General features: G+C 43.0%; 17 protein-coding genes, 3 pseudogenes and 1 riboswitch. Of the genes and pseudogenes, 9 read left to right on the plus strand and 11 right to left on the minus strand.

Features of this window, described 5'->3' with window-relative positions; genetic code table 11:
- Positions 1–187: 187 nt before the first annotated feature.
- Both QUB08_RS16405 and QUB08_RS16410 read right to left on the minus strand, forming a co-directional pair.
- Complete coding sequence (locus QUB08_RS16405; RefSeq protein WP_333225708.1) at positions 188–676, minus strand: transposase family protein; 489 nt, start codon at positions 674–676, stop codon at positions 188–190.
- 14 nt (positions 677–690) lie between these two features.
- Positions 691–1,646: pseudogene (locus QUB08_RS16410) on the minus strand (IS630 family transposase).
- Positions 1,647–1,862: 216 nt separating this feature from the next.
- Here QUB08_RS16410 and QUB08_RS16415 point away from each other — a divergent pair.
- From QUB08_RS16415 to QUB08_RS16425, 3 genes and pseudogenes are all read left to right on the plus strand, one after another.
- The gene (locus QUB08_RS16415; protein WP_333225761.1) at positions 1,863–2,165 is read left to right on the plus strand and encodes a transposase; all 303 of its coding nucleotides are present in this window, start codon (positions 1,863–1,865) and stop codon (positions 2,163–2,165) included.
- A gap of 11 nt (positions 2,166–2,176) precedes the next feature.
- Positions 2,177–2,925: pseudogene (locus tag QUB08_RS16420) on the plus strand (IS1 family transposase).
- 44 nt (positions 2,926–2,969) lie between these two features.
- The gene (locus QUB08_RS16425; protein ID WP_333225709.1) at positions 2,970–3,377 is read left to right on the plus strand and encodes a transposase; all 408 of its coding nucleotides are present in this window, start codon (positions 2,970–2,972) and stop codon (positions 3,375–3,377) included.
- A 245-nt stretch (positions 3,378–3,622) separates the two neighbouring features.
- Here the strand turns inward: QUB08_RS16425 and QUB08_RS16430 are convergent, their stop codons facing one another.
- A complete protein-coding gene (locus tag QUB08_RS16430) occupies positions 3,623–4,975 on the minus strand; it encodes a glycosyltransferase family 87 protein (protein ID WP_333225710.1) in 1,353 nt (450 codons plus the stop codon).
- 456 nt (positions 4,976–5,431) lie between these two features.
- Here QUB08_RS16430 and QUB08_RS16435 point away from each other — a divergent pair, with 456 nt between their 5' ends.
- The 3 genes from QUB08_RS16435 (at position 5,432) to QUB08_RS16445 (ending at position 10,912) form a co-directional block, all read left to right on the plus strand.
- Positions 5,432–6,622 (plus strand): M20 family metallopeptidase, encoded by a 1,191-nt coding sequence (locus QUB08_RS16435; protein WP_333225711.1) that lies wholly within the window; start codon positions 5,432–5,434, stop codon positions 6,620–6,622.
- Between the two features lie 131 nt (positions 6,623–6,753).
- On the plus strand, positions 6,754–8,133 hold the full coding sequence (locus QUB08_RS16440; protein WP_333225712.1) for an ATP-binding protein: 1,380 nt from the start codon (positions 6,754–6,756) through the stop codon (positions 8,131–8,133).
- A gap of 4 nt (positions 8,134–8,137) precedes the next feature.
- A complete protein-coding gene (locus QUB08_RS16445) occupies positions 8,138–10,912 on the plus strand; it encodes an nSTAND1 domain-containing NTPase (protein ID WP_333225713.1) in 2,775 nt (924 codons plus the stop codon).
- Between the two features lie 141 nt (positions 10,913–11,053).
- Here the strand turns inward: QUB08_RS16445 and QUB08_RS16450 are convergent, their stop codons facing one another.
- Positions 11,054–12,289 carry an RNA-guided endonuclease TnpB family protein gene (locus tag QUB08_RS16450; RefSeq protein ID WP_333225714.1) on the minus strand — a complete coding sequence of 412 codons (1,236 nt, stop codon included), beginning with the start codon at positions 12,287–12,289 and terminating at the stop codon, positions 11,054–11,056.
- Between the two features lie 599 nt (positions 12,290–12,888).
- Here QUB08_RS16450 and QUB08_RS16455 point away from each other — a divergent pair.
- Entirely contained in the window at positions 12,889–14,550 is a 1,662-nt protein-coding gene (locus QUB08_RS16455) for a SpoIID/LytB domain-containing protein (protein ID WP_333225715.1), read from the plus strand.
- A gap of 255 nt (positions 14,551–14,805) precedes the next feature.
- Here the strand turns inward: QUB08_RS16455 and QUB08_RS16460 are convergent, their stop codons facing one another.
- Entirely contained in the window at positions 14,806–15,105 is a 300-nt protein-coding gene (locus tag QUB08_RS16460; protein ID WP_333225716.1) for a ferredoxin, read from the minus strand.
- 534 nt (positions 15,106–15,639) lie between these two features.
- Positions 15,640–15,939, minus strand: coding sequence for a ferredoxin (locus tag QUB08_RS16465; RefSeq protein ID WP_333225717.1), 300 nt, complete (start codon positions 15,937–15,939; stop codon positions 15,640–15,642).
- A gap of 527 nt (positions 15,940–16,466) precedes the next feature.
- Here QUB08_RS16465 and QUB08_RS16470 point away from each other — a divergent pair.
- Positions 16,467–17,504 (plus strand): Gfo/Idh/MocA family oxidoreductase, encoded by a 1,038-nt coding sequence (locus QUB08_RS16470; protein ID WP_333225718.1) that lies wholly within the window; start codon positions 16,467–16,469, stop codon positions 17,502–17,504.
- A gap of 65 nt (positions 17,505–17,569) precedes the next feature.
- Here QUB08_RS16470 and QUB08_RS16475 read toward each other — a convergent pair whose 3' ends face one another.
- Positions 17,570–18,172: a glutathione S-transferase family protein gene (locus QUB08_RS16475; RefSeq protein ID WP_333225719.1), complete on the minus strand. Its 603-nt coding sequence runs from the start codon at positions 18,170–18,172 to the stop codon at positions 17,570–17,572.
- 278 nt (positions 18,173–18,450) lie between these two features.
- Positions 18,451–18,539, plus strand: a riboswitch (Fluoride riboswitch).
- Between the two features lie 91 nt (positions 18,540–18,630).
- On the opposite strand from QUB08_RS16475, the gene QUB08_RS16480 reads away from it, so the two are divergent.
- Complete coding sequence (locus QUB08_RS16480; protein ID WP_333225762.1) at positions 18,631–20,256, plus strand: cation:proton antiporter; 1,626 nt, start codon at positions 18,631–18,633, stop codon at positions 20,254–20,256.
- Between the two features lie 217 nt (positions 20,257–20,473).
- Here the strand turns inward: QUB08_RS16480 and QUB08_RS16485 are convergent, their stop codons facing one another.
- From QUB08_RS16485 to QUB08_RS32175, 4 genes and pseudogenes are all read right to left on the minus strand, one after another.
- A complete protein-coding gene (locus QUB08_RS16485; RefSeq protein ID WP_333225720.1) occupies positions 20,474–21,283 on the minus strand; it encodes an SDR family oxidoreductase in 810 nt (269 codons plus the stop codon).
- Between the two features lie 421 nt (positions 21,284–21,704).
- A complete protein-coding gene (locus tag QUB08_RS16490; protein WP_333152057.1) occupies positions 21,705–21,977 on the minus strand; it encodes a hypothetical protein in 273 nt (90 codons plus the stop codon).
- Positions 21,978–22,480: 503 nt separating this feature from the next.
- On the minus strand, positions 22,481–22,855 hold the full coding sequence (locus tag QUB08_RS32170) for an ion channel (RefSeq protein ID WP_445300926.1): 375 nt from the start codon (positions 22,853–22,855) through the stop codon (positions 22,481–22,483).
- A gap of 15 nt (positions 22,856–22,870) precedes the next feature.
- A pseudogene (locus QUB08_RS32175) lies at positions 22,871–23,098 on the minus strand (hypothetical protein); the annotation flags it as partial.
- Between the last annotated feature and the right edge of the window lie 260 nt (positions 23,099–23,358).

Consider the following 23,358-nt stretch of genomic DNA (forward strand, 5'->3'; position numbering starts at 1 on the left):
AACGCCACAGAATCGCTTGAAGGCTTCTGGCTTTAAACTTTGCACTTGTTCGTAAGTCATCAGTTTTTCCTCTCTATAGCAATCCTAAGTGATTTTCTAGATCTGTAAAATCTGAAAGTCTTGCTATACAAGAAGTCTAGGAAGACAAGAGGGCGTTGTGTTGTGAGACTCAGATCGGATTGCTATATCACCTTACTATTGCCCTTATTGGGGACTTTTGCAAGAGGTCTGTTGAATCGGCTCGCATCAGTCCTCGCTCCACCACATAGACCGTGACTAGCTGAATAGCCGGATGAGATTCCGTCGTGCTTGCCGGCGTATCGAGGTTGTACGAACCACGCAACACTTTACCATCCATCGCAATCGTTTCCCCAGCCAACGGCTCGATCACAAAAAAGTCGGCTAAGCAACGGCTATAGGCTTCATAATCAATATTTAATAATACAGGTCGAATCGTGCTGTAGGATGGCAATCGTGATTTGGCTGGACTAAATAACTCAAGTAATTCACGACGGTAGCCTTTGAGCCAATCACTGATTGATAAAAAGCCCCGACATCCGGCACTGATCGCCAATGTAAATAGTGCTATACATAGCGCTTGGTCATGTCGTCGCCCCGCACCACGTCGGGCATCGGGCAATCCGGAAAACGCCGCAACAATCGCTAAACTACTCATACTTATAGCCTTTCTCAGAAAGATGAGGTACAATAACAGCAGTGTGTAAACCAGTTAAAAATATTTAATGATGTAACTTGACTGAACGCCCACTCTATGGCTTTGGCTAATTCTTGATAATTAGTAGTCTTGATAGAACGGAGAATAATTTTAAGCTTTGACCAGAGATTCTCAAAAAGTTAAAAATCTCGTGAATAAGGAGATAAGTATATTAATTTTGCCCCTTTTTTTTCGATCGCTTTTTTCACTTCTTCTCCCAAGTGAATGGGACAATTATCCATGACTACACAAGCACCTTTCCATAGTTTTGGCACAAGTTTTATGATAATAAAAGCTTCAAATGTAATTGCATCAGTTCCGCCTATTAGATTAACCGATGTCAAAATTTCCTTGACTGACATTGCTCCAATTATTGAGACATTTTTGCCACGCGCAAGTTGGTTTTGCCCCCGGGCTCTTTGACCTTTCAAAGCTCTAGCATATAACCTAACCATTGCTAAATTAACTCCAGATTCGTCAATGAATATTAAGTGTTTCAAACCTTACTCTTTAATTGTTTTCCAGAACTCACATCGCAGGAGTTGAACTCGATCTGTGCCTTTGTCCGAGGGGAAGAGAGTTTTTTTTTGACAGTAATATCTAAGAGTTTTATCATTCTTGCTATTGTCGCTCTACTAACGGAAAATCCAATTTTCCCATAAAGTAAATAACGAAGTTCTTCAAGAGTAGCATCATTGTTTAATTCAATCAATTCCCCCAATATGAGTAGTTGCTCTGCATTCAGTTTGCCTTTGACTCCACATCGGTGAGTTCGGGGAGTAATGTTTTTTGTTTCACGATATTGTTTAAGCAATTTTTGTACAAAGCTGAGGGCTACAGAAAAACGCTTAGCTATTGCTTTTTGTGAAATCGGTTCAGTATGATAAGTATCAAGAATTTTTTGCCTAAAATCAATCGAATAAGTTTTCATTTTTAACAATGTATGAAGAGGAGTACAAGTAAACGTGTTGTAAGTCAACCAGATTGTGCTGTCAGAAAAATGCTATTATGTGTGCTATCGCTTTCGCGTGGCTTTACTGAACCATATAATTATAGTTCATTCGATCGTGTGTTCTCTGTTTGACCCTCATGAATGAGTGTCAGTAACATCATACCTCATCTTTCTGAGAAAGGCTATAAGCGTTTAATGGGAATTAGACAAAGGCGGGTTAGTCGCAAGCAAAAGGGAAGCAATAATCGCCGTAAAGCTCAACTTAGGGTGAGTAAATTACATAACAGGATTCAACAGCGACGAGAATCTTATCAATGGGATGTGGCTAATCGAATTGTCCAAAAACCTGATGCTGTTACCGTTGAAGATTTACAAGTTAAAAACATGATGAAACGGTGCAAACCCGTCAAGTCTGATACTGGTAGATTTTTATCTGGCGTTGCTGAATTAGGATATGATGAAGTGGTCGTGCGAGTACCAAAAAATAACACTCATTAAAATAAAATCTTATGCAATGCCCTGAATGTCAGTCAAATAATATTAATAAAAATGGTCATAATAAAGGCCAATAAAATTATATTTTTGTGAGATGTAAGAGACAATTTATAGCTGAGGCTCGACTTCAAAAATGCTACTCCGAAGAAGTGAAACGTGAATGCCTAAAAATGTATGTTAATGGCATGGGTTTTCGAGCAATTGAAAGAGTCAATAATGTGCATCATACTACAATTATTAATTGGGTAAAACAAGCAGGGAAACTCTTGCCAGATTTTTATGAGCCACAAATAAATCCACAAGTGGGAGAATTAGATGAATTACAAACATTTGTCGGTTAAAAAAAACAATACCTGGATCTGGACAGCAGTAGACCACTTTAAGCCAGGTATTTTAGGATGGACTTTAGGCGACCATAGCGCCAAAACTTTTGAACCACTATGGAATCTTATTAGTAAATGGAAATGCTATTTTTATGTGACAGATGGCTGGAAAGTTTACCCAAATTTTATTCCGGAGGGAGAGCAAATTATTAGCAAAACCTATATGACAAGAGTTGAGGGTGAAAATACAAGACTAAGACACTACGCAAGCTCGCTTAAAAAGAAAAACTCTTTGTTATTCTAAGTGTCAACAAATGCTAGGGTATTCAATTAAATTACTAATTCATTATCTAAAATTTGGAGATGTGCCAATTCCCCATCAAAATCCCAGAAATCATTTTCGACTCCCCTCTCGTATTTTTGCCCGTATCATACCCTAATTCAGCAACGCCTTTTATCTAATGGTCAATCAGCTAAACGGGGGGTGAATCGTTCTCTGGCTGATGCAAGTTGGTATGGCTTAACTCAAAAACTTGAATATTTGGCTGCGAAGCTAGGCAAGAAATTGTATAAAGTTAATCCCAAATACACCAGTCAAACTTGTAGTAAATGTAGGCACGTCGATAAAAATAGTCGCAATGGTGAAAAGTTTATTTGCACCAATTGCGGACATACTGATGATGCTAATTTACAAGCTGCCAGGAATGTAAAAACTAAGGCAATAGAAACCTACGGGTTAAATAGTGTCAAAATGATTGAATCGAAAAAGGTAGGGCGGGACTCGTCGAAACCAGTACAAACGACTCTTTTTAATGTCGGAATGTATGAACGCTCGTCAGATAATACGCTGCCTCAAAAAGGCAAACGGCGTGTGGGCGAGAACCCAGAGTAAAAGCAATTGTCTCTTTGGGATATTTAGGGCGAAATTCCTAAAGAATCCCATCCCCTGAAGGGGTGGGAGTGTCAAATGGTGAACACGCTACCTATTACTTGCTCTTTGCCAGATGAATGTCTATTTCCTGCTTCAGTTCTGTCGGTCAAATTCAGCAACCTGTTTTTGATCAAGGGATGTAATTGCTAAGACTAAAACACTTAACGTAAGGCATAAAATCGCATAACTCGGTAGTGAAAAAATAGTTACTTTAAACAAATAAGGCAATTCCCCCCCTTCCAGTTCCACCGCTTTCCTAGAAACACCAACAGCCCGCCATGAATTACAGCGGTTTGCACCATGACACAGCCAACGCCCAATAACCAAACCGACATTCTTTGCCTAGAGAAGGCACAATTTTTAATCTGAAAACATAAATCATTCAGCCAAAAAACCACCGCCGGTGCTAACATCACAGAACTGGTGGGCTGTGAATAGTTGATAGCAATACTCAAAGTAGAAATTAGCACCATTTCAGATAAGTCAACTTTTTTTGACCAAGCATTGCGAGATTGTTTTTTGTAAAAATACCAACTCACTAAACCAACTAGCAACAGAATAATCAAGTCAGAAAATAGCTTCGCCACGAAGGGACTATCGGGGAAAAATCTCGGCCCCATAACCCTTAAATCAAGGCGACTCATAGAAATATAAGCATTATTCGATGGATCGTTGAGCCAGAGTGGAAATCCACGAGTCGCATCCTGTATAAATCCTGTTAAGGAATTGCCCGTTACAGCTAGACCTATAACTGCCAAAAAAGTTACCGTGACTAGACATATAAAAACTAGCTGAAACCGTCTTCTGATTAAAAAATAAGGAATAAATAATATAACTAAAGTGGGTTTTATAATGGCAAGTCCTAATGAAATTTCGGCAATTATATCCTGATTTTTTCTAGCATAAATAAACATCCATAATAGCAAAGCAGCAATAAACGTTGCCACATTTCCAACTTGAAGATCGAAGACAAAACCGTAGAGGAATGCAACTGATATACTACAAATAGTCCTAAAAGCTCGTGAGTGCGACACCAACAAGATATTCGCTCCCCATAAAACAAAACCTGTGGCAATAAGATGCAGCCAAGTCCAGATTGTGAAAGCAGTCTTCATCGGGAAATAGCCCACAAACCACAGCGGAGGAATGATATTAGGTGGATAAACAAAAGATGGAATAAACCCACACACTTTAGTGATGCTACAGAAACCGATGTTAAACACCTCGACATTAAAGGGACTCAAATGCTGATGGGCTAATCTACTCGCTACATAAAACCACTTAAAATCCCAGTAAGGCGGATCGGGCCGAGTAGTCAGATTGTAAACCAACCAACCGGTATAACAGAGAAATCGGGTGACAACTAATACAATAACTGCTTGCAAAATAAAGTTAACGATAGGTTGACTAAAAAACTGAGTCAACCTTTGGATCGAAGGATGTTTTAAAAACAAAGAATCTTGGCCTGCTGCTTTTTCGCCATCTAATCGCCAATTAAAGTTGAGAAACAAAGCGACTGTAATTAGAATAATTACATTCCAGAATCCAAAGCTAATCATAGAAAATAATTTTAATAAAATTACTATTTGATGATATCACAACCAGAAATTATATCATGTCCGATCGATTAACCATAATATCCCGGTCGGGGCGGGTTTTTGAGATGGTCAATTATTGGCAGGTATTGTTAGTGAACCCGCCCCTACAAAAATCGCGGTTGCTCGACCGGACATGATATTATCAACTAAAACTAAGCCTTTAAACCTAGAATCTAGACGTTTATTCCTGGTTTCAACCTAACTCTCTCTTCTCTCTTTTCTCTGCGTCCTCTGCGCCCTCTGCGGTTAGAAAAAAAAATCTTATTCACAAACGAAATAGCATTGCCATCTAAAAGCCCGTGAAGCGCAGCTATCCCGTAGGGAATCGCACATTTGCGCCTTATAATCCTGTTCACCCCCAAACATATGCGTTACCCTAGTTGACTAAAGCTTGTACCGCACTCCCCAACTAAATTCATGCTTCCCCGCATCAAAGAATTAGCCGCCACCCTAGCACCCCGCTTAATAGAAATTCGCCGCCACATCCACTCCCACCCCGAACTCAGCGGCCAAGAATATCAAACTGCCGCCTACGTAGCCGGAGTTCTCGCATCCAGCGGAGTCCGCGCGATCGAAGGAATCGGCAAAACAGGCGTCATCGGCGAACTCAAAGGCAACAGCAGCGAGTCCCGGTGGCTGGCAATTCGCACCGATATGGATGCTTTGCCGATTCAAGAACGCACAAACTTAGAATTTGCCTCCCGCAACGAAGGAGTCATGCACGCCTGCGGCCACGACATCCACACCACCGTCGGTTTGGGCGCAGCAATGATATTGTCTCAGCTAGAGGAAAAACTGCCCGGTCACGTCCGCTTCTTGTTTCAGCCGGCGGAAGAGATTGCCCAAGGTGCTCAATGGATGATTAAAGACGGGGCGATGCAAGATGTTGACGGCATCCTCGGAGTGCACGTTTTTCCGACGATTCCCGGCGGTTGCATCGGTATCCGCCACGGGGCACTGACGGCGGCGGCGGATGACCTAGAATTGATTGTGATGGGCGAATCAGGCCACGGTGCGCGCCCCCACGAGGCGATCGACGCAATTTGGATTGCTTCTCAGATTATTACTACTTTGCAGCAGGCAATTAGCCGCACGCAAAATCCTTTGAGGCCACTGGTTTTGACGATCGGGCAAATTAACGGCGGACGTGCGCCGAACGTAATTGCCGATCGGGTAAAATTATTGGGAACCGTGCGATCGCTGCATCCGCAAACCCACGAAGAACTGCCGGCTTGGATCGAACAAATTGTTTCTAGTGTTTGCGGGACTTACGGCGCTAAGTACGAACTCACCTACAAGCGCGGCGTGCCCGGAGTCCAAAACGACCCAAAACTCACGCAATTGGTCGAAACTGCGGCTTTAGAAGCTTTAGGTCGATCGCGCGTCCAAATTTTACCAGAACCATCCCTCGGCGCGGAAGATTTTTCGATGTACTTAGAACACGCACCGGGAACCATGTTTCGCTTAGGAGTGGGACTGACTGACAAACCGAATTATCCCCTCCATCACCCGCAATTTGAGGTCGATGAAGCAGCTATAGTTACGGGCGCTGTCACCTTGGCCTATGCCGCCTATCAATATTGGAAACAGCATCCAGGTTCACACTAATAGTTTTGGACGTATGGGTGGTCAGCTAACTAACCGTAGGGTGCTTACCCGGAAAATTGTTTTGTCGCTGGTAAAAACATTCAGGCGTGACCCACCCTACAGTAACTACAAAAACTAAATTAGAAAATTTTATGAACCTAGATTTTGATCGATTCTGCGACGCCTGCAACCCCAGTCACTCCCTAATATTGGGCAATGCCGAAGATCAGCGCTACTACATTGATTTTGCTGAGGTGCGCGGCGGAAAAGTTATTAACATACTCAAACGGACAATTACCCGTCTGGCACGAGATAAACCGACTTGCCAATTGTTTACCGGACATATTGGTTGTGGCAAGTCTACTGAATTGTCGCGATTGGAAAAAGAGTTGACAGATGAGGGGTTTCATGTAGTTTACTTCGAGTCAACACAAGACCTCGATGAAATGGATCTCGATTTGACAGATATCATGTTAGCGATCGCACGGCGAGTCACCCAAAGCTTGGAAGAGGGCAAAATTTCCTTGCAGCCCCAGCGCTTTAAAGAATTCTTAAAAAATAGTTGGGATTTTTTACAAACCCCTGTGACCTTAGAAGCTGAAGGAGAACTTTTTGGCAGCAAATATAAGGGCAATACAGACGGAAATCTGGAAGTTTCTCTGCCTTTAGGCATCGCCAAAATTACTGCCAAAATCAAAAGTAATCCCGACTTACGATCTAAACTCAGACAGTACATGGAACCGCAAGCTAATAAAATGTTAGAACTGATTAATCAAGAAATTATTGATGTAGCAATTAATCAGTTAAAGCAGCGGGGTAAAAAAGGATTGGTGGTGATTGTTGACAACTTAGACCGGATAGTTTCTCAATCCAATGCCTCGGGGCGACTGTTGCCAGAATATATCTTTATTGACCGGGGCGATCAGTTGCGGAAACTGAATTGCCATTTAGTTTATACCCTGCCACTGGGATTGATTTTTGGCAATGAAAGTGAAATTTTGAAAAATCGATTGGGGGGCGGAGTTGACCCGAAAGTTTTGCCGATGGTACCAGTAAAGAATAGAGACGGCAGCGAATGTGTTGAGGGGATGAATTTGCTGCGGCGCATGGTGATGTCGCGGGCTTTTCCCGATGTGTCGCCAGAGAAATATATTACATTAATTACCGAAGTTTTTGACAGTCCTGAAACTTTAGATGAATTGTGTCGCGTCAGCGGAGGTCATTTGCGAAACTTGATGGGGATGCTGTTTGGTTGCTTGCAGCAAGATGACCCTCCAATTTCCCAAGATGTGTTGCAATCGGTGATTCGGAATTCCCGCGACAGTCTGAGTCGCGGCATTGATAATGATGAGTGGGAATTACTCTTTAAGGTGGTGAAAGAACAAAAGATTAATGGAGATCGAGAATACCAAGATTTGCTGCGAAATCTGTGGGTTTTTGAATATGTAGACAGTCAAGGAAATTGGTTTGCGCTGAATCCGCTGTTGATGGAAACTGACAAATTTAAGCTGTGGCAGCAGCAAAATTCTTGAGATTATGGTAAACTCAAATCTAGCCGAAGATATTGCAGCAGAAAACGAGCGATCGCTCTCTACTTTAGTACGGACAATCGCCCGCTTTCAAGGAAGTTTTTCTTTAACTATAGTGCGCTGCAATTATGCTAGTTTGCGTTCGGAAATGCTGGAAAAATTGCGCGCCCGATCGACTGTTGAATATCAAGAATTAGTCCTCGAACCTGCGACTAAAACACTTTATCAAACCATTCTCAATACCGTCCAAAAGCAACCGCCGAAAGCTTTGATAGTTGTCGGTATCGAGTCGGTGGTGGCGATTGATGACCTGCTAGCTGGGGCGAATAGAGCGCGAGACCAATTCAAGCAAGATTTTGCTTTTCCTTTGATATTATGGGTGACGGATGCTGTACTGTCTAAATTTAGTCGATCGGCAAATGATCTGAAGTCTTGGGCTCCTTCTCCAATTCAGTTTACTATGCCACCCGATGATTTGATGAATTTGTTGCGGCAAAAAGCAGACCAAGCTTTTGCTAATGTTGATGACTTCAAATTAGATGACTGTGAAATTGAGTCGCTGGAGAATTGCCTGCCAAATTTGGGAGAAGAATTAGACTGGGAACTGAAATCTAGTTTGAAATTTATTCGGGGTTTAGTTGAATATCATAAAAATAAAATAGATTTAGCACTAGAACATTATCAGCAAAGTTTGGCATTTTGGCAGCCAAATTGCCAGTGGGAAAGGCAAGGAATTGTCTGCCACAAAATTGCCCAAGCTTACAACCGCAAAGCTGAATTGCACCGGGCTGGAAGTCAATATAATTGGCAAGAATCTAGAAAGTATTTGCAGCAATCTCTGGAGAGTTTTGAGCAAGCACAGCGACCTGATTTAGCTGCCAAATGTATTAGCCAACTCGGCGAAGTTCTGCGACTTTTACAAAATTGGGAACAGTTACAAAAATTAGCTATTAAAGCCTTAACAATGCACATGACTTGCGGGACTGCGAGTCAAGTAGCTGAAGATTACGGATTTTTGTCTGAGGTGGCGCTGCAAGGTTTTCAGTGGGAAAAAGTTTGCGAATTAACTAAATTAGCACTATCGGTTTTAGAACAAGCAGGAGTATCTCAACAAGAGAATGGTTTATATCTGTTACTTTGGGCAAAAGCGCAGCGAAATCTCAGTCAACAGTCGGATGCTGTTAAGAACTTAGAAGCGGCTAAAGACAATACGCAGCCTCAAGATGATGTGCAGCTTTATCTGAGGATTTTAGAAGAGTTGAGAACGCTTTATTTTGATCGAAGCGAATATTTAAAAGCATTTTACATTAAACTCGAACAACAAGCAGTTAAAAGCAAATATCGATTGCAAGCTTTTATCGGTGCCAGCCGCTTGCAGTCGCCGCAACAAATAATTGATATCGGTTTAGAATCCGGTAAGTCAAAAGCTGAAATTATTGAGGAAATTGAAGCAGCTTCCGGCAGAGCGAGCGATATTAAAGAGATAAGTAAACGGATACGTACACCTGCTTGCAAGCTGACGATCGTTCACGGACAATCTGGGGTTGGAAAAAGTTCGATAATTCAGGCATGGTTAGTTCCGGCACTGCAACTGACAACTTTTGAAGCGCGGGACATATTGCCTATTTTATTGCAATCATATCATGATTGGGTGAGGGATTGCGGTGAGTGTTTGAAAGCAGGAATTGAACAATTAAAAGGTGTGAAATTGTCATGGGCGATCGACACCCCAACAGCTATTTTAAAACAGTTGCGACTGAATCAAGACCGTAATTTATTAACTGTATTAATCTTTGACCAGTTTGAGGAATTTTTCTTTGCTTATCGAGATCCAATTGCTAGGCAAGAGTTATATGATTTTCTGGCTGAATGTTTAAATCAGATTAGCGACCTCAAAATTATCCTGTCGCTGCGGGAAGATTATCTTTTCTACTTGTTAGAGTTCAATCGCGCCACCAATTTATCAATTATTGATAACGACCTTCTCACGAAAAAAATCTGCTATTACTTGGGAAATTTTTCAATTTCAGATGCGAAAGCTATTGTTCAAACTTTAACAAAAGGATCTCAATTTTACTTGGACGATGATTTGGTAAACGCGCTGGTAGAAGATTTAGCAGGTGAAATGCGGGAAGTGCGGCCGATTGAGTTGCAAATTGTGGGAACGCAACTAGAAAAACGGCAGATTACTCGACTGAGTGAATATCAGCAACTTGGCAGTCAGGCTAAGGTCAAACTGGTTAAGGAGTTTTTAGATGAAGTTATCGCAGATTGTGGTAAGGAGAATAAAGATATTGCCAAAGTTGTCTTGTATTTACTGACGGATGAAAAGGAAAATCGTCCTCAGAAAACTTTTGCTGAATTAGCAGCAAATTTACGAATAGAGTTAGTAGAATTAGAGTTAGTTTTAGAGATGATAGTTAAATCGGGACTGGTATTAGAAGTGCCGGGAACTCCGAAACGCTACCAACTTGTTCACGATTATTTAGTGCCTTTTGTCCGCAAATGGGACAAGGCTAAATTACCAGAAATAAGGGAAAAGTTTGAGGAGGTTAAAGCTTTATATCAGAGCGCAAAAGAACTCCAAAAGGACTTAGAACAACAGCACGATCAAATACAAGAGCAATCAGAAGATTTGTTAGCAAGACTAAATAAAAGTGACAAAATACAAGAGCAATCAGAAGAGTTGTTAGCAAGACTAAATAAAGATTACAAAATTCTGGCTATTTTTATTATTATTAATATATTATGTTTGGCATTAGAGTGGTCGATATCATTATAAGGGGAGTAGCGTAACAACAACTAAACCAAGCATAGAAATTGATAAAATTAGAGCGATCTGCAAGTGATGCTTTGAGACTGTTTGAGTTGGGAAATAATCAAATAGAGCGATCTAACACGCAAGCTGATACAAGAATGTGAACTACCCGCCACTAACCGCAAGCGGCTTAATGGGGGCTTCTGTACTCACAGGCGAATGCCTCAAAACAGACTGACGCCCGCTATGAGGTCTTACTTCCCCTCCTACAGCAGAAACGGCTGTTCCATCCGTCTGTAGCATTCTGATTCCTTCTGTTCTAATATTTGCAGCAGCGTTTCCATCTCGATCGTGATGAGTGCCACAATGGGGACAAGTCCAGTCCCTTACATCAAGCGGCATTTCATCTATTTGATAGAAACAATTAGAACAGAGTTTGGAACTAGGGAACCATCTATTTATCTCTACTAACTTTCCACCCTTACGTTCTAATTTATAGGCTAGAAAATTAGTGAATATTCCCCATCCACAATCAGATATTGCTTTCGCTAAGTTATGATTTCGCACCATGCCTTTGACATTAAGATTCTCTACTACGACAACTTGGTTTTCGTTGACTAGCTTATGCGAAAGCTTGTGTAGAAAATCTTGACGTGCGTTTGATACTCGCTCGTATACCCTAGCGGCTATTTTTTTTGCTTTGAACCTTGAGTTACTACCATCTTCTTTTCTGGCTAATTTTTGCTGTTTCCTCTTGAGATTTTTTTCATGCACAGCTAAATGTTTGGGATTGCTATATTTAGATACTTTCTCTCCATCGTGAGTTACTGCAAAGTCCTTAACGCCTAAGTCAATACCTATTACATTGCCCTCAGTTGAACTCCGTGGCTTTTCTCCTTCCGTCTCAAGTAATATGGAGGCAAAATATTTTCCAGCAGGTGTTTTGCTCACGGTAACGGTTTTCACTTTTCCATCAATCTGTCGATGAATCTTAGCTCTCACTTCCCCGACTTCACCAGGAATCTTAATAGTGTTATTGGCTAAGATTTTGACGTTTTGAGGGTATTGAATAGATTGCTTACTTTTCTTTGACTTGAATCTCGGAAATCGGCTTCTACCCTCAAAGAAATTTTTATAAGCTGTAACTAATTTGAGAGTAGTAGCCTGCAATACCTGACTGTAGCAATCAGCCAACCAAGATGTTTCTTCTTGTTTATTGAGTTTGGGCAATATGGCATTTAGCGCTACTTGTCCTATTCCTTTACCTGTTTCTTTGTAAGTCTCGATCGACTTATTTAGGGCAAAATTCCACCACCAACGCGAACACCCAAACGCTTGAGCCAATTTTTGTTCTTGGCTTTGCGTTGGATAGATTCTAACTTTGATAGCTTGGTATTGCACGAGATATTTTGACGACTTCTCTATGTTGAATATAAAATTACTGTGTAGCATTGTCAAGCACAGGGTTGTTTTTCGTTTTTTGGTCGCTCCATACCTTCGTAACTTTGGGGAGATCGGGGAATTAATTCCCTGGCGGTTGTTTGGTTAGAGGTTATTTCTCGGCAGGATTCCCAGACAAAATTTTCATGCCTTTTCATAGATCGATCGCCTTCAATACTCTCTTTAAAGTAGTCGTAGGGTGCATCGCGACAGAAAATCCCCACCTTGCATATCGACTTTTCTAGTAGCGACGCACCTGTGCCTAAAGTTGGGATAGTTTCAGGGCTTCTCATGGGAGGCTAGAAACCGGGTTTCTACGAAATTTTGTGTTTAGTAGCGAGAAATCTACGAAGAAACCCGGTTTCTGAGAGCACAACTATTTTGCAAGGTGCGTCGCTGCGAGATTGTCGCTTTTTTTTAGGGATTTATCGCAGGCGATACACCCTACGGCTAGCCCAAGCTTATTGGCCTATCTTCCGGAATTCCCCTATACCAGCCACCAAATGTGCTAACGTACGATCGCAAATCCCCAAATTTCAACTATCGGGAGATAGATAACTGTGTCCGCTCAAGCACCTCCAACTCCCAATTACAAATGGTTTAGCTGCGTTTCTAGCACTGTTTTCGCCGCATTGTGCCTGTTGCCCCTTTTCAGTGCTGCGGGATACGCCCAAACTCCCCAAAATCGACCCATCAAAATCGGCGTAGTGCAGCGGTTTGGCACCAAAGCAACCGACAAACTGACGCTGAAAGCATTACCGGGTGACAGCTTAACATTGAGTTACAAAACTCCTCAAGGCACAGAAACCAAAACTACTGCCAGCATCAAGCTAGAAATAGCTAATAAACCTCTGGAATCGCCATTAGTAGAAGAACGAGTTGTTCTGAGCTCCCACCGCAGTTTTGAGAGTGCAGAAGATAGCGCCAATCAGTGGCGGGCTAAGGGAATTGATGTGGAAGTTGCTCAACCTTTGCGCTGGCAAGTTTGGGCAAAAAGAGATACTTACAACTCTCCTATAGTGCGACGCTGGCTGTTGCAAAGTTTGCAAGCTCAAGGTAACACAACAGCTTTTTTGGATTCCAAAGTTATCAAACAAATACCCCAGGCATTTTGGGTTTTAAATGGCTTTCGTTTCAACCGCAATGAGTTGGATGTGACTGCTGGTAAAAACGTGATTGAGGTATTGGAACAAACTACCCAAGAGGCGACAGCTACCGAACCTGAAAAAGCTATTCAACAAACTCGCCGTTATGGCGGCAGTTTGCACCTACAAAAAAATGCTTACGGCACTTATACTTTGGTAAATAAAGTGCTGACCGAAACTTATTTGCGGGGTGTTGTTCCTCACGAAATAGGGGCTTTTTCGCCTTATGCTTCGATTGTCGCTCAAACTATTTTGGCGAGAACCTACGCCCTGAGAAATTTGCGCCGGTTTGCTGTGGATAATTATGAGTTGTGCGCTGATGTTAACTGCCAAGTTTATCAAGGTTTGACCGAGGTTTACCCGCAAAGTGATAAGGCGATCGCCCAAACGAGCGGTTTGGTGCTAACTTATCAAAATCAGCTAGTAGACGCGCTCTATTCCGCATCTAGCGGCGGCGTGACAGCGACTTTTGGCGATGTTTGGCATGGCGCGGAACGTCCATATTTGCGATCGATCGTCGATTCCCCTAATAAGGTGTGGGATTTGTCCAAGCAGAGTTTGTCTGACGAAAACAATTTCCGCCGCTTTATCAGTTTGGAAAAAGGGTTTAATGAGGAAAAAGAAGACACATTTCGGTGGCGCGAACCCGCTTCTTTGACCGCGATTGCTGGATTTCTCAAACAGTATCTTCAGAAGAAACAGCACCCGCTGGCTAATATTAAAACTGTCACTCAGGTGGAAGTGGTAGAAAGGTCGCCTGCAGGTCGAGTTTTGCAAATGAAGGTTCAAACTGACTTGGGCCCGATTGATATTGACAAAGACGAGATTCGCAATGCTTTTTACCCGCCGATTAGCACGCTTTTTTACCTAGAACCAATTTACAATCCAGACAAAACTCTCAACGGTTATGCTTTTGTCGGAGGCGGTTTCGGGCACGGGGTGGGAATGAGTCAGACTGGTTCTTACAATTTGGCTAATTTGGGCTGGAATGGATCTCAAATTCTGGGCTTTTATTTTCCCGGCACTCAAGTTGTGCCGCTCAGCGATAACATTACATTTTGGCAACCCGAAAATTAAACTCCCAAAATTCAGTGAGGACTTGCGTAAAAACTATCGAATGCAAGCAGGAGCAATGCAATCTCAATCCCGGATTTTTCCGAATCTTTAGGGCAAGTCCTAAAATTTTGAGATTTGAGATTTTAGATTCTAGAATGATTTTACGAGTTAACTAAAATCTGCTATCTAAAATCTCAAATTATTCGGTCAGCTATCGCCTCAAACTACTATTAATCAATAGCTTGGAGTTAGAGCAGATGGCTGACGGCTCCTTTTTTAGTACAGCTCTTCTTCTTTGTGAGTTTCTATCGTGCAGTCAGACTGGGGATAGGCGACGCAGGTGAGGATCATTCCGGCCTCGATTTGGTCGTCGTCCAAGAAAGATTGGTCGGATTGGTCAACAGTGCCTGATATGATTTTGCCGGCGCAGGTGGAGCAAGCTCCAGCGCGGCAAGAGTAGGGGAGGTCAAGTCCTGCTTCTTCAGCAGCATCGAGAATGTAAGTATCTTCATCAACGTCAATGGTCTGGTTAATTCCTTCGGCTTCGCTGATGAGGGTAACTTTGTAAGTCGCCATGCACTAAATCCTCTCAAAAATTCAACAATATTGATAATTTTTCCTAATGCAACCTTCAAGGCTCTATTAGCTTTGAGGTTAGGCATTAGGTTCGTTCCCTCTATGATAGTAGGGGATAGAAGGGAGGTGGACACACTCATTTACAAAACATTTGAATGGGATTAGTTATAACTTTTTTAAATTTCATCTTGATTACTTATACATACTAAAGTCGGATTTAAATCATCGGCACTACACAAACAAAGTCCGCGCAACGCGAGACTAAATATCAGTCGTAAAACTTTTAGATTTTAGACTTTGGATTCTAGATTGGTTTCACAGTTAATCTAAAATCTGCCATCTAAAATCTAAAATTATTTGGTCAGCTATCTGCTCAAACAGCTACGAATTCATAGATGGGAGTGAGAGACTGCTGGCGGCTTTGTTGCAGTGTTAGACACAGAAACCCGGTTTCTTAACATAATTGCCGTATTTCAGCTTAATTCTGGAAACGAGCAACCGGGTTTCTTAGGGTATCACGCAGAGCGTCCTTTCTTAGTAGAGCTCTTCTTCTTTGTGAGTTTCGATCGTACAGTCAGACTTGGGATAGGCGACGCAGGTGAGGACAAATCCGGCCTCGATTTGGTCATCGTCCAAGAAAGATTGGTCGGATTGGTCAACAGTGCCTGATATGATTTTGCCGGCGCAGGTGGAGCAAGCTCCAGCGCGGCAAGAGTAGGGGAGGTCAAGTCCTGCTTCTTCAGCAGCATCGAGAATGTAAGTATCTTCATCAACGTCAATGGTCTGGTTAATTCCTTCGGCTTCGCTGATGAGGGTAACTTTGTAAGTCGCCATGCACTAAATCCTCTCAAAAATTCAACAATATTGATAATTTTTCCTAATGCAACCTTCAAGGCTCTATTAGCTTTGAGGTTAGCTCTTAGGTTTGTTCCCTCTATGATAGTAGGGGAAAGAAGCAAGGTTGCAACACTTATTTACAAAAAATTTGAATGGGATTAGTTATAACTTTTTCTAATTTCATCTTTATTACTTATACCTATGTTGGGTTCAGCCGTGTGATACTGTTGCCGCAAGACTTGCGCTAAATAATCCGGTTTCTAGGAAAAATCCTGTTTTGAGCCCTACAGCACAAAAACCGGGTTGTGGGTATGCGGTGTGTCGATCGAGTTTCAGCAAGACTTGCTGCAAGGCAAGTCCCAGCAGGCGGTGAAATGTATAGTTAGATCGACATCAAGACTTGGGTGTTGAAGGCTCGATCGCATAAATCGCACCACAACCACAGGTTAAAATCGGGGCCATAGAACCCCTAAACCCCTGCACCGCAAGTCTGTAACTATCTAAAATCTTAAATCTCAAATCCCATGACTAATATTGATACTCGCTTTGGTTTTTCAGTTAATTCTCCAATTCGCGTGGGGATTGTGGGTACTGGTTTTGCCGCTAAGTTGAGGGCCGAGACAATTCAAGCTGATGGGCGATCGCACTTGGTAGCGGTTGCGGGCCACAGCCCGGAGAAAACCGCAGCATTTTGTCAAGGGTTCGGGGCAGAAGCTGCGGTTTCCTGGCGCAAGTTGGTAGAAAGAGACGATTTAGATTTGGTAATTGTCTGTACGGTGAACCGGGATCACGGGGCGATCGTCCTGGCCGCGCTCGAAAATGACAAGCACGTTGTGGTGGAATATCCTCTATCTTTAGATGTATCTGAAGCAGAAAGGGCGATCGAACTTGCCACCCAAAAGCAAAAACTCCTCCACATCGAACACATCGAACTGTTAGGCGGTTTGCACCAAGCGATCAAAGAATCTTTGCCATTAGTCGGTAAAGTTTTTTACGCCCGCTACATTACTATGAGTCCTCAACACCCAGCGCCACAGCGGTGGACTTATCAACATTCCCTCTTTGGCTTTCCGTTAGTTGGTGCAATTTCGCGACTGCACCGATTTACTGATTTGTTCGGGGAAGTGACAAGCGTTAACTGTCAAGCTCAATTTTGGGACAGTCAGCCGGATTTCTACAAAGCTTGTTTGTGCAATGCACAGTTGCGCTTTGCCAATGGCCTTGTCGCTGAAGCTGTTTATGGAAAAGGAGAGACTTTTTGGCAGTCGGAAAACATTTTTACCATCTACGGAGAAGCAGGAACGCTGGTTTTTACTCCCGAATCCGGTCAATTAATTCAGGGAGACAATCGGCGCAACATCAAAGTAGGAACGCGGCGCGGCTTGTTTGCCAAAGACACCGATATGGTGTTGGAATATTTGTCAAACGGTACGCCTTTGTACGTGAATACTGCCAGTAGTTTGTACGCTTTGAAGGTGGCAGATGCTGCGAGGCGATCGAGCGAGATTGGGCAAAATATAGCGATTCGTAACTTACCATCGGACATAATAAGTTTGCAGTAAGGAATTCAGTCCTCAGTTGATGCTTTTAGTCAATTAAGATTCTTCGTACTTACTACGAACAACTTTTATTTATGTGCGATACTAATATATCGAGGTTGATTTTTTACTCGCTCGATCCAAGTTTGAATTGCCGGAAATCTAGTTAAATCAAATCCGCCCTCGCCCGCAACGTGAGTGTAAGCAAATAAACCGATGTCAGCAATAGTATAGCGATCGCCAACAAAAAAAGCATGGTTTGCTAAATGCTGTTCCATCACCCCCAAAGCACCATAACCCGGTGCTTGTTTTTGTTTAAGTGCTTCTTGATATTCTTCAGCTTTACCTGTCAAATACCAAAAACGAGAAGTAGCAATAAAAGGTTCGTGGCTGTACTGTTCAAAAAATAACCACTGCATGACTTGAGCGCGTTCAACTTTATCACTGGGGAAAAACTCTGTTCCTTCGCTCAAATAAAACATAATTGCATTAGATTCAAATAGAAAATGATCCGGTTCTATTTCTAAAACAGGAATACGCCCGTTAGGATTTTTAATCAAAAATTCAGTAGTTCGGCTTTCTCCTTTTATAATATCAATTTCCCGTCGCTCGCAGGGAATGTTAAGCTGAGTTAAAAGCAAGCGGATTTTGTAGCAATTTCCAGAGATAAAATATTCGTAAAGTTTCAACATTAGTTTTTTTTTAGATACCGCAAAGAACACTGAACACGCAGACTTAAGAAAGAAAAAAAACAAAGAAAAAAAGAAGTTCACAACTCATTATTGTAGCAGCATTTGGGGGCAAGAGCAGCATTGCTACCTTCAGAAGTAATATGGGTTAGGTGCAACCCAGAGCACCCTAAATTCATCAATATTGGAGAATCAATGAAATTATACGGGAAAAATCCTCCCTTAAATAGCGTTAGGGAAGGGGCACGGAAATGGAAGATGAGCTTCAATAGTGGTATAAAAGTAATGATGGCGATGGAGCTCGCCGAAACCGCCCTGCGTTATTAATAATCTTCATAACGTTTAAAAGGCTGATGGCTCCTACTGTTCCGACTTGTGGCGGAAGGGTAGGATGGTGCGAATGCCTCGATCGATCTTTCCCCTACAAGTCACGTTCATCCATTCAGCTTCAAGGTGGCGTGATGTTAGAAAGTATGATCTGGATTTTATTAATGGGCTTTTTTGTCGGGCAGATTGCTCGACGGCTGAAAGCTCCAGCACTCGTAGGTATGGTGCTGGTGGGCATTTTATTAGGCCCGCAACTGGGGAATGTCATTAGCCCAGAGGTTTTGGGCGCAGCGAATTCCCTTCGCACCATTGCCGTGATGGTGATTTTAATGAAGGCGGGGTTAGGACTCGATCGCGAAAAGCTATCCCAACAGGGAACCGTGGCGCTGCGATTAGGCTTTCTGCCTGCAGCTTGCGAGGCTATCTCTATTGCTGTCGCTGCGATGTGGCTACTTCAGTTTGATTTTTTGACGGGGCTACTGCTAGGCTGCATCATTGGCGCAGAATCTCCAGCAGTAATTGTTCCCGGAATGCTGCGGTTAAAAAGTCTAGGTTGGGGAGTAAAAAAAGGAATTCCCGATGCGATTCTGACGGGAAGTGCCTTGTCAGATGTATTGCTGTTGCTGGTGTTTAGCCTACTGCTAGCGTTTCTGTCCCAAGGGAAAGCTACAACCATTACCTTACTGGGAGGAATCATCCTCAGCCCTCTGCAATTGCTGCCCTTTCAAATCATCATCCAAATTACCTTGGGGGTGCTTTTGGGATGGGTGACTGCTCGAATTTTGGTATCACTATTAGTCAAGCAAAACTGGACTCAAACTGCGGTTCAGGACTCCCTAGTCGCTGCTGGCTTTGCCCTAGGGCTGGTAGTATCAGCCGAACATATTCCGGTTTTCTCTGGCTATTTGGCTGTCATGGCGGCGGGGTTTTTCCTGATTGAGTTGGATGCACCTTTAGCACGAAGATTGCGGGGTGGCTTTGATAGTTTGTGGACGATCGCGGAAATTATTTTGTTTGTGTTGCTGGGAGCCAGTATTCAACTTAATGTATTAGGCAATACCTTACTGGTTGGTCTGTTGGTGTTGGCGATCGGGACTCTGATTGGGCGATCGCTCGGTTGGTATCTTTCCACCTTGGGTAGTAATTGGACTGGGAAAGAACGGCTGTTTTTGCTAGCAGGAAATTCCGCTAAGGCAACGGTGCAAGCGGCGATTGGGGCGATTCCTCTAGCTCAGGGGATTGCTGGTGGCGAGACGATTTTGGCGATCGCAGCCCTCTCAATTTTAGTAACCGCTCCCTTGGGTGCATGGGCAATTCCCACTTTTGCTCCCAAACTATTAGAAAAAGGCGAAGTTGACCCGACAAAAGTAGCTATTTCCGGTCGTCCAGTTTTTCTCGCCGCCGTAGACACTTCCCCCCTAACAACAGATGTTTTAACTAAGGCCGCAGACTTAGCTCGGCGCAGTGACGGGGATGTGATTGTTTTGTATGTGGATAACCTGGGAGATAAAAAGGCGATCGCCCAATTACAACAACAAGCACAACGAATCTTATCAGATATTCGCTATGAGTTCCTGAGTCTTTCTGGTACAGTGCCAGAGGAGATTATCCGCGTGGCGCAAGCTCGGCAAGTGACATATATTGCGATCGGAAAACGAGGGCATCAACCTTGGGAACAAGTGCTAGTAGGTTCAGTTTCTCAAGCCGTATTAGAAACCAGTCCTCTTCCTGTCATCTTGGTAGAATCTAGTTACAAGTAATCCCAAATATGGGTTTTATATCCCCTTGATCCTCTTCTCCCCTCTCTGTGTCCTCTGCGCCCTCTGCGGTTCATAATCAAGGCGCTATTTAACGCCAATTTAGGCTCGATCGCAGCGAGCCTAAATTTATCCAAAAGAATCATTTCTTATGAAACCTATCCCTCAATTTCAGCAGTTCACAGTCATTCCGCAACTCAGCAAGTGGTTCATTGTCAGTTTAGGCAGACCAAGATTCGCGAAAGTCAGCATAGAGGGTCAATCCACCATCAATATAGAGCGTTTGTCCCGTAATGTAAGCCGCTTCATCTGATGCGAGAAAGGCAACAGATGCCGCCATTTCCTCCGATGTGCCTGCCCGTCCCATTGGGATATGGCTTTCCACTACTGCCTTTTGTTCTGGATTGTCAGTCCAGCTTTCATTAATCGGTGTAATTGTTGCACCGGGCGCAATAGCATTGACGCGGATGCCTCGGTTTGCGTATTCCAACGCTAGGGTTTTGGTTAAATTACCCATGCCACCTTTGCTGATGGAATAGCTGATATACATCGGGCGGGGAATGATTTCATGCACACTGGAAATATTGATAATCACCCCAGGGCGTTGCTGACTCAATAGGTGCTTAATAGTTTCCCGCGCACAGAGATATGCACCTCGCAAATTTACTGCAATCACGCGATCGAATTCATCGGTTGGCACTTCATGGGATGCGCTTTCTGTTTGAATCCCAGCATTATTAATCAGGATATCGAGACTACCAAATTTCTCAATGACAGTATTCAGCATACGAAGGATGTCGTCTTCTTTGGAGACATCTCCCTGAACTAATAGCGTTTCAACCCCGCATTCCGATGCTTGTCCACAGGCTTTTTGCAGAGCAATTTCTTCAGTATCTTCTGCCTCTTCTAAGCTTTTGCGATAGTTAACGGCAATGTTGCAACCTTCTTGGGCGAGACGAATGGCGATCGCCTGCCCAATGCCTGAACTCGCTCCAGTAATGAGTGCGTTTTTTCCCTTTAAACCTTTCATAATTTCTCTTCCAGATATTCACAACAAAATATCTTAACCGAAACCTCAAGCCAACTAGCTTCAACATCAACCAGAAGGTTGTTCTGTCTTTTCGCCACGCATTTCATCAATATCCAGAAGACTGATCACCATGCCCGCGATCGGGAGGGAGCATCTCATATTTGTAAAAACACTTATTCGGGCTCCTTCCTTCTTCCTCTTTCCCCGCAGCAAGAGAGCCTCAAAACTCCTGCCTCAAAACTCCAATTTATAGCTGGGCTGCTTTCATTGAGATGCTCCCAGTGCTAAGCTGTTGTGCATTTAAACTGAATGTCACAAAACAATCCCCTTGGGGTGGGGTGGGCGTCCCGCCCGCCCAGAATATGCAATTTAAATGCGTGACAGCTTATATACCTTCTTGATTTGATTTATGCTTACCTAATTATTGAAGTTTCCCCGCAATTAGACCAACAAGCACAATCAGACCTAATGCTCTACGAAAGTAATTAACGCCTTGAAATAATTCTTCCCAAGCCCAAGTAAACAAAGAGCCAAAGGCGACTAGCTCCAATCCTAGATTAACTTTTCCTGTTGTAACAATGAGCGTTAATAAACTAGCTATAATCCCGACACTCAGTGGTAGATTTGGCATCTGAGCTATAACAATTTGGCCTTCGCTGTCGCGGAATGTGCGATCGAACAATGTGTTTTCCATGAGTTTCTCGTGTCAATGTAATAAATATAACCAGGTTGACATTCAATACAGTTGGTTTTTTGGGGGATGATACTACAAGCTTTAGAGGGCAAGGAACATAAAAAAGTCGAATTAAATGCAAGTCAGGAGTGGAGATGACATTGATTTAATTATCCACCGGGGTTCAAAGTCATAGAAAATTAGCCATTGGGTCCTAGAAAAATAGTCCGCACTATTGAACAGTGCAATATAGGATTTATCCTGGATCAATTTTTTTTTTATTCCCTGTCATGAATTTATTCGGCTTGTTTTTTCCCTTGTTTTAAGTAGTTTTATGTGAGTGGCTAGAGGGTATTATTATAGTAAATTTCCCAAAATCAAAAATCATCTCTCGCTTGGAAGAGTTTAGAGTAAAAGGTGATCTATAATTGGACAGACATCATCGTTTCTCTAGTATCGCATCAAGAGCGATCGACCTCATGCTCAAATCCAAGGTTAGCAATTCACAGGTCTAAACCTTTTCGTCAAGCAGGATTGAACCTTGGCAGTGCAGTAATTTCGGTTGACACTGCTTGAATTGATTGTGTAGCTGCTATTTCTGATCGATCGCTCTCAGCATTCTGACTCACAAAAAATGTAGGCAGCGTTGCTGTCAAATAACCGCATAGGGCGATCGCACACAACGCCAGCAAAAAACAAAGCACCCGCCCTTGGGCTGTCTTCGGAAAGTAATCAGAGCCGATCGTACTCATCAACATTCGCTTCCACCACAGCACAGTGCCATAGTCATTAATGCCAGCACTACCATTAGGAAATTTGCGCTCAAACGCATAAATTCCAGCCGCGCCAATTAGACTGACGATCGCTATCACATTATGCAAGAGGAGCAAACCGCGCATAGTGTCAGCCTATAAGGGCTCAAAAGCTAGAGTGGCACTAAGCGCGACGGAACTCACCATATTCACCCAGAGAATCTGCACGGGCAAAATTGGCAAGGTGGTACCAGCCAAGATTCCCACCACTATGGTCATCGCCTCTCCACCGTTGACGGGTAGGATAAGCCCAATGGTTTTCAGCAGGTTGCCATAAACGGTGCATCCTTCTTCTACGGCGGCTTCAATGGAGGCAAAGTTATCATCTGAAGCACTCAATCGCTCGGTAAACTCCCAAAAAAAACTAGAGACAATCGCACTACCATCACAACGGAATACGCTTAAAACAGCTTGCGATGATAAGTCTTTCAACTCGGTTTTCACCTCGTCAGCTAGGAGTATAACCAGCAACTGGTTTATACTTTCAAGGAGTAAGATTCAGGAAAAGCCGACCCTTAGCAGGGTTTGATCTTGCCTGTAAATAGAAACGCAACTATCAGGGATATAAACTTAAAGACGCGCAAGTTTAT

The sequence above is a fragment of the Microcoleus sp. BR0-C5 genome (genome assembly GCF_036705045.1).
In the GTDB taxonomy this organism is placed as follows: domain Bacteria; phylum Cyanobacteriota; class Cyanobacteriia; order Cyanobacteriales; family Microcoleaceae; genus Microcoleus.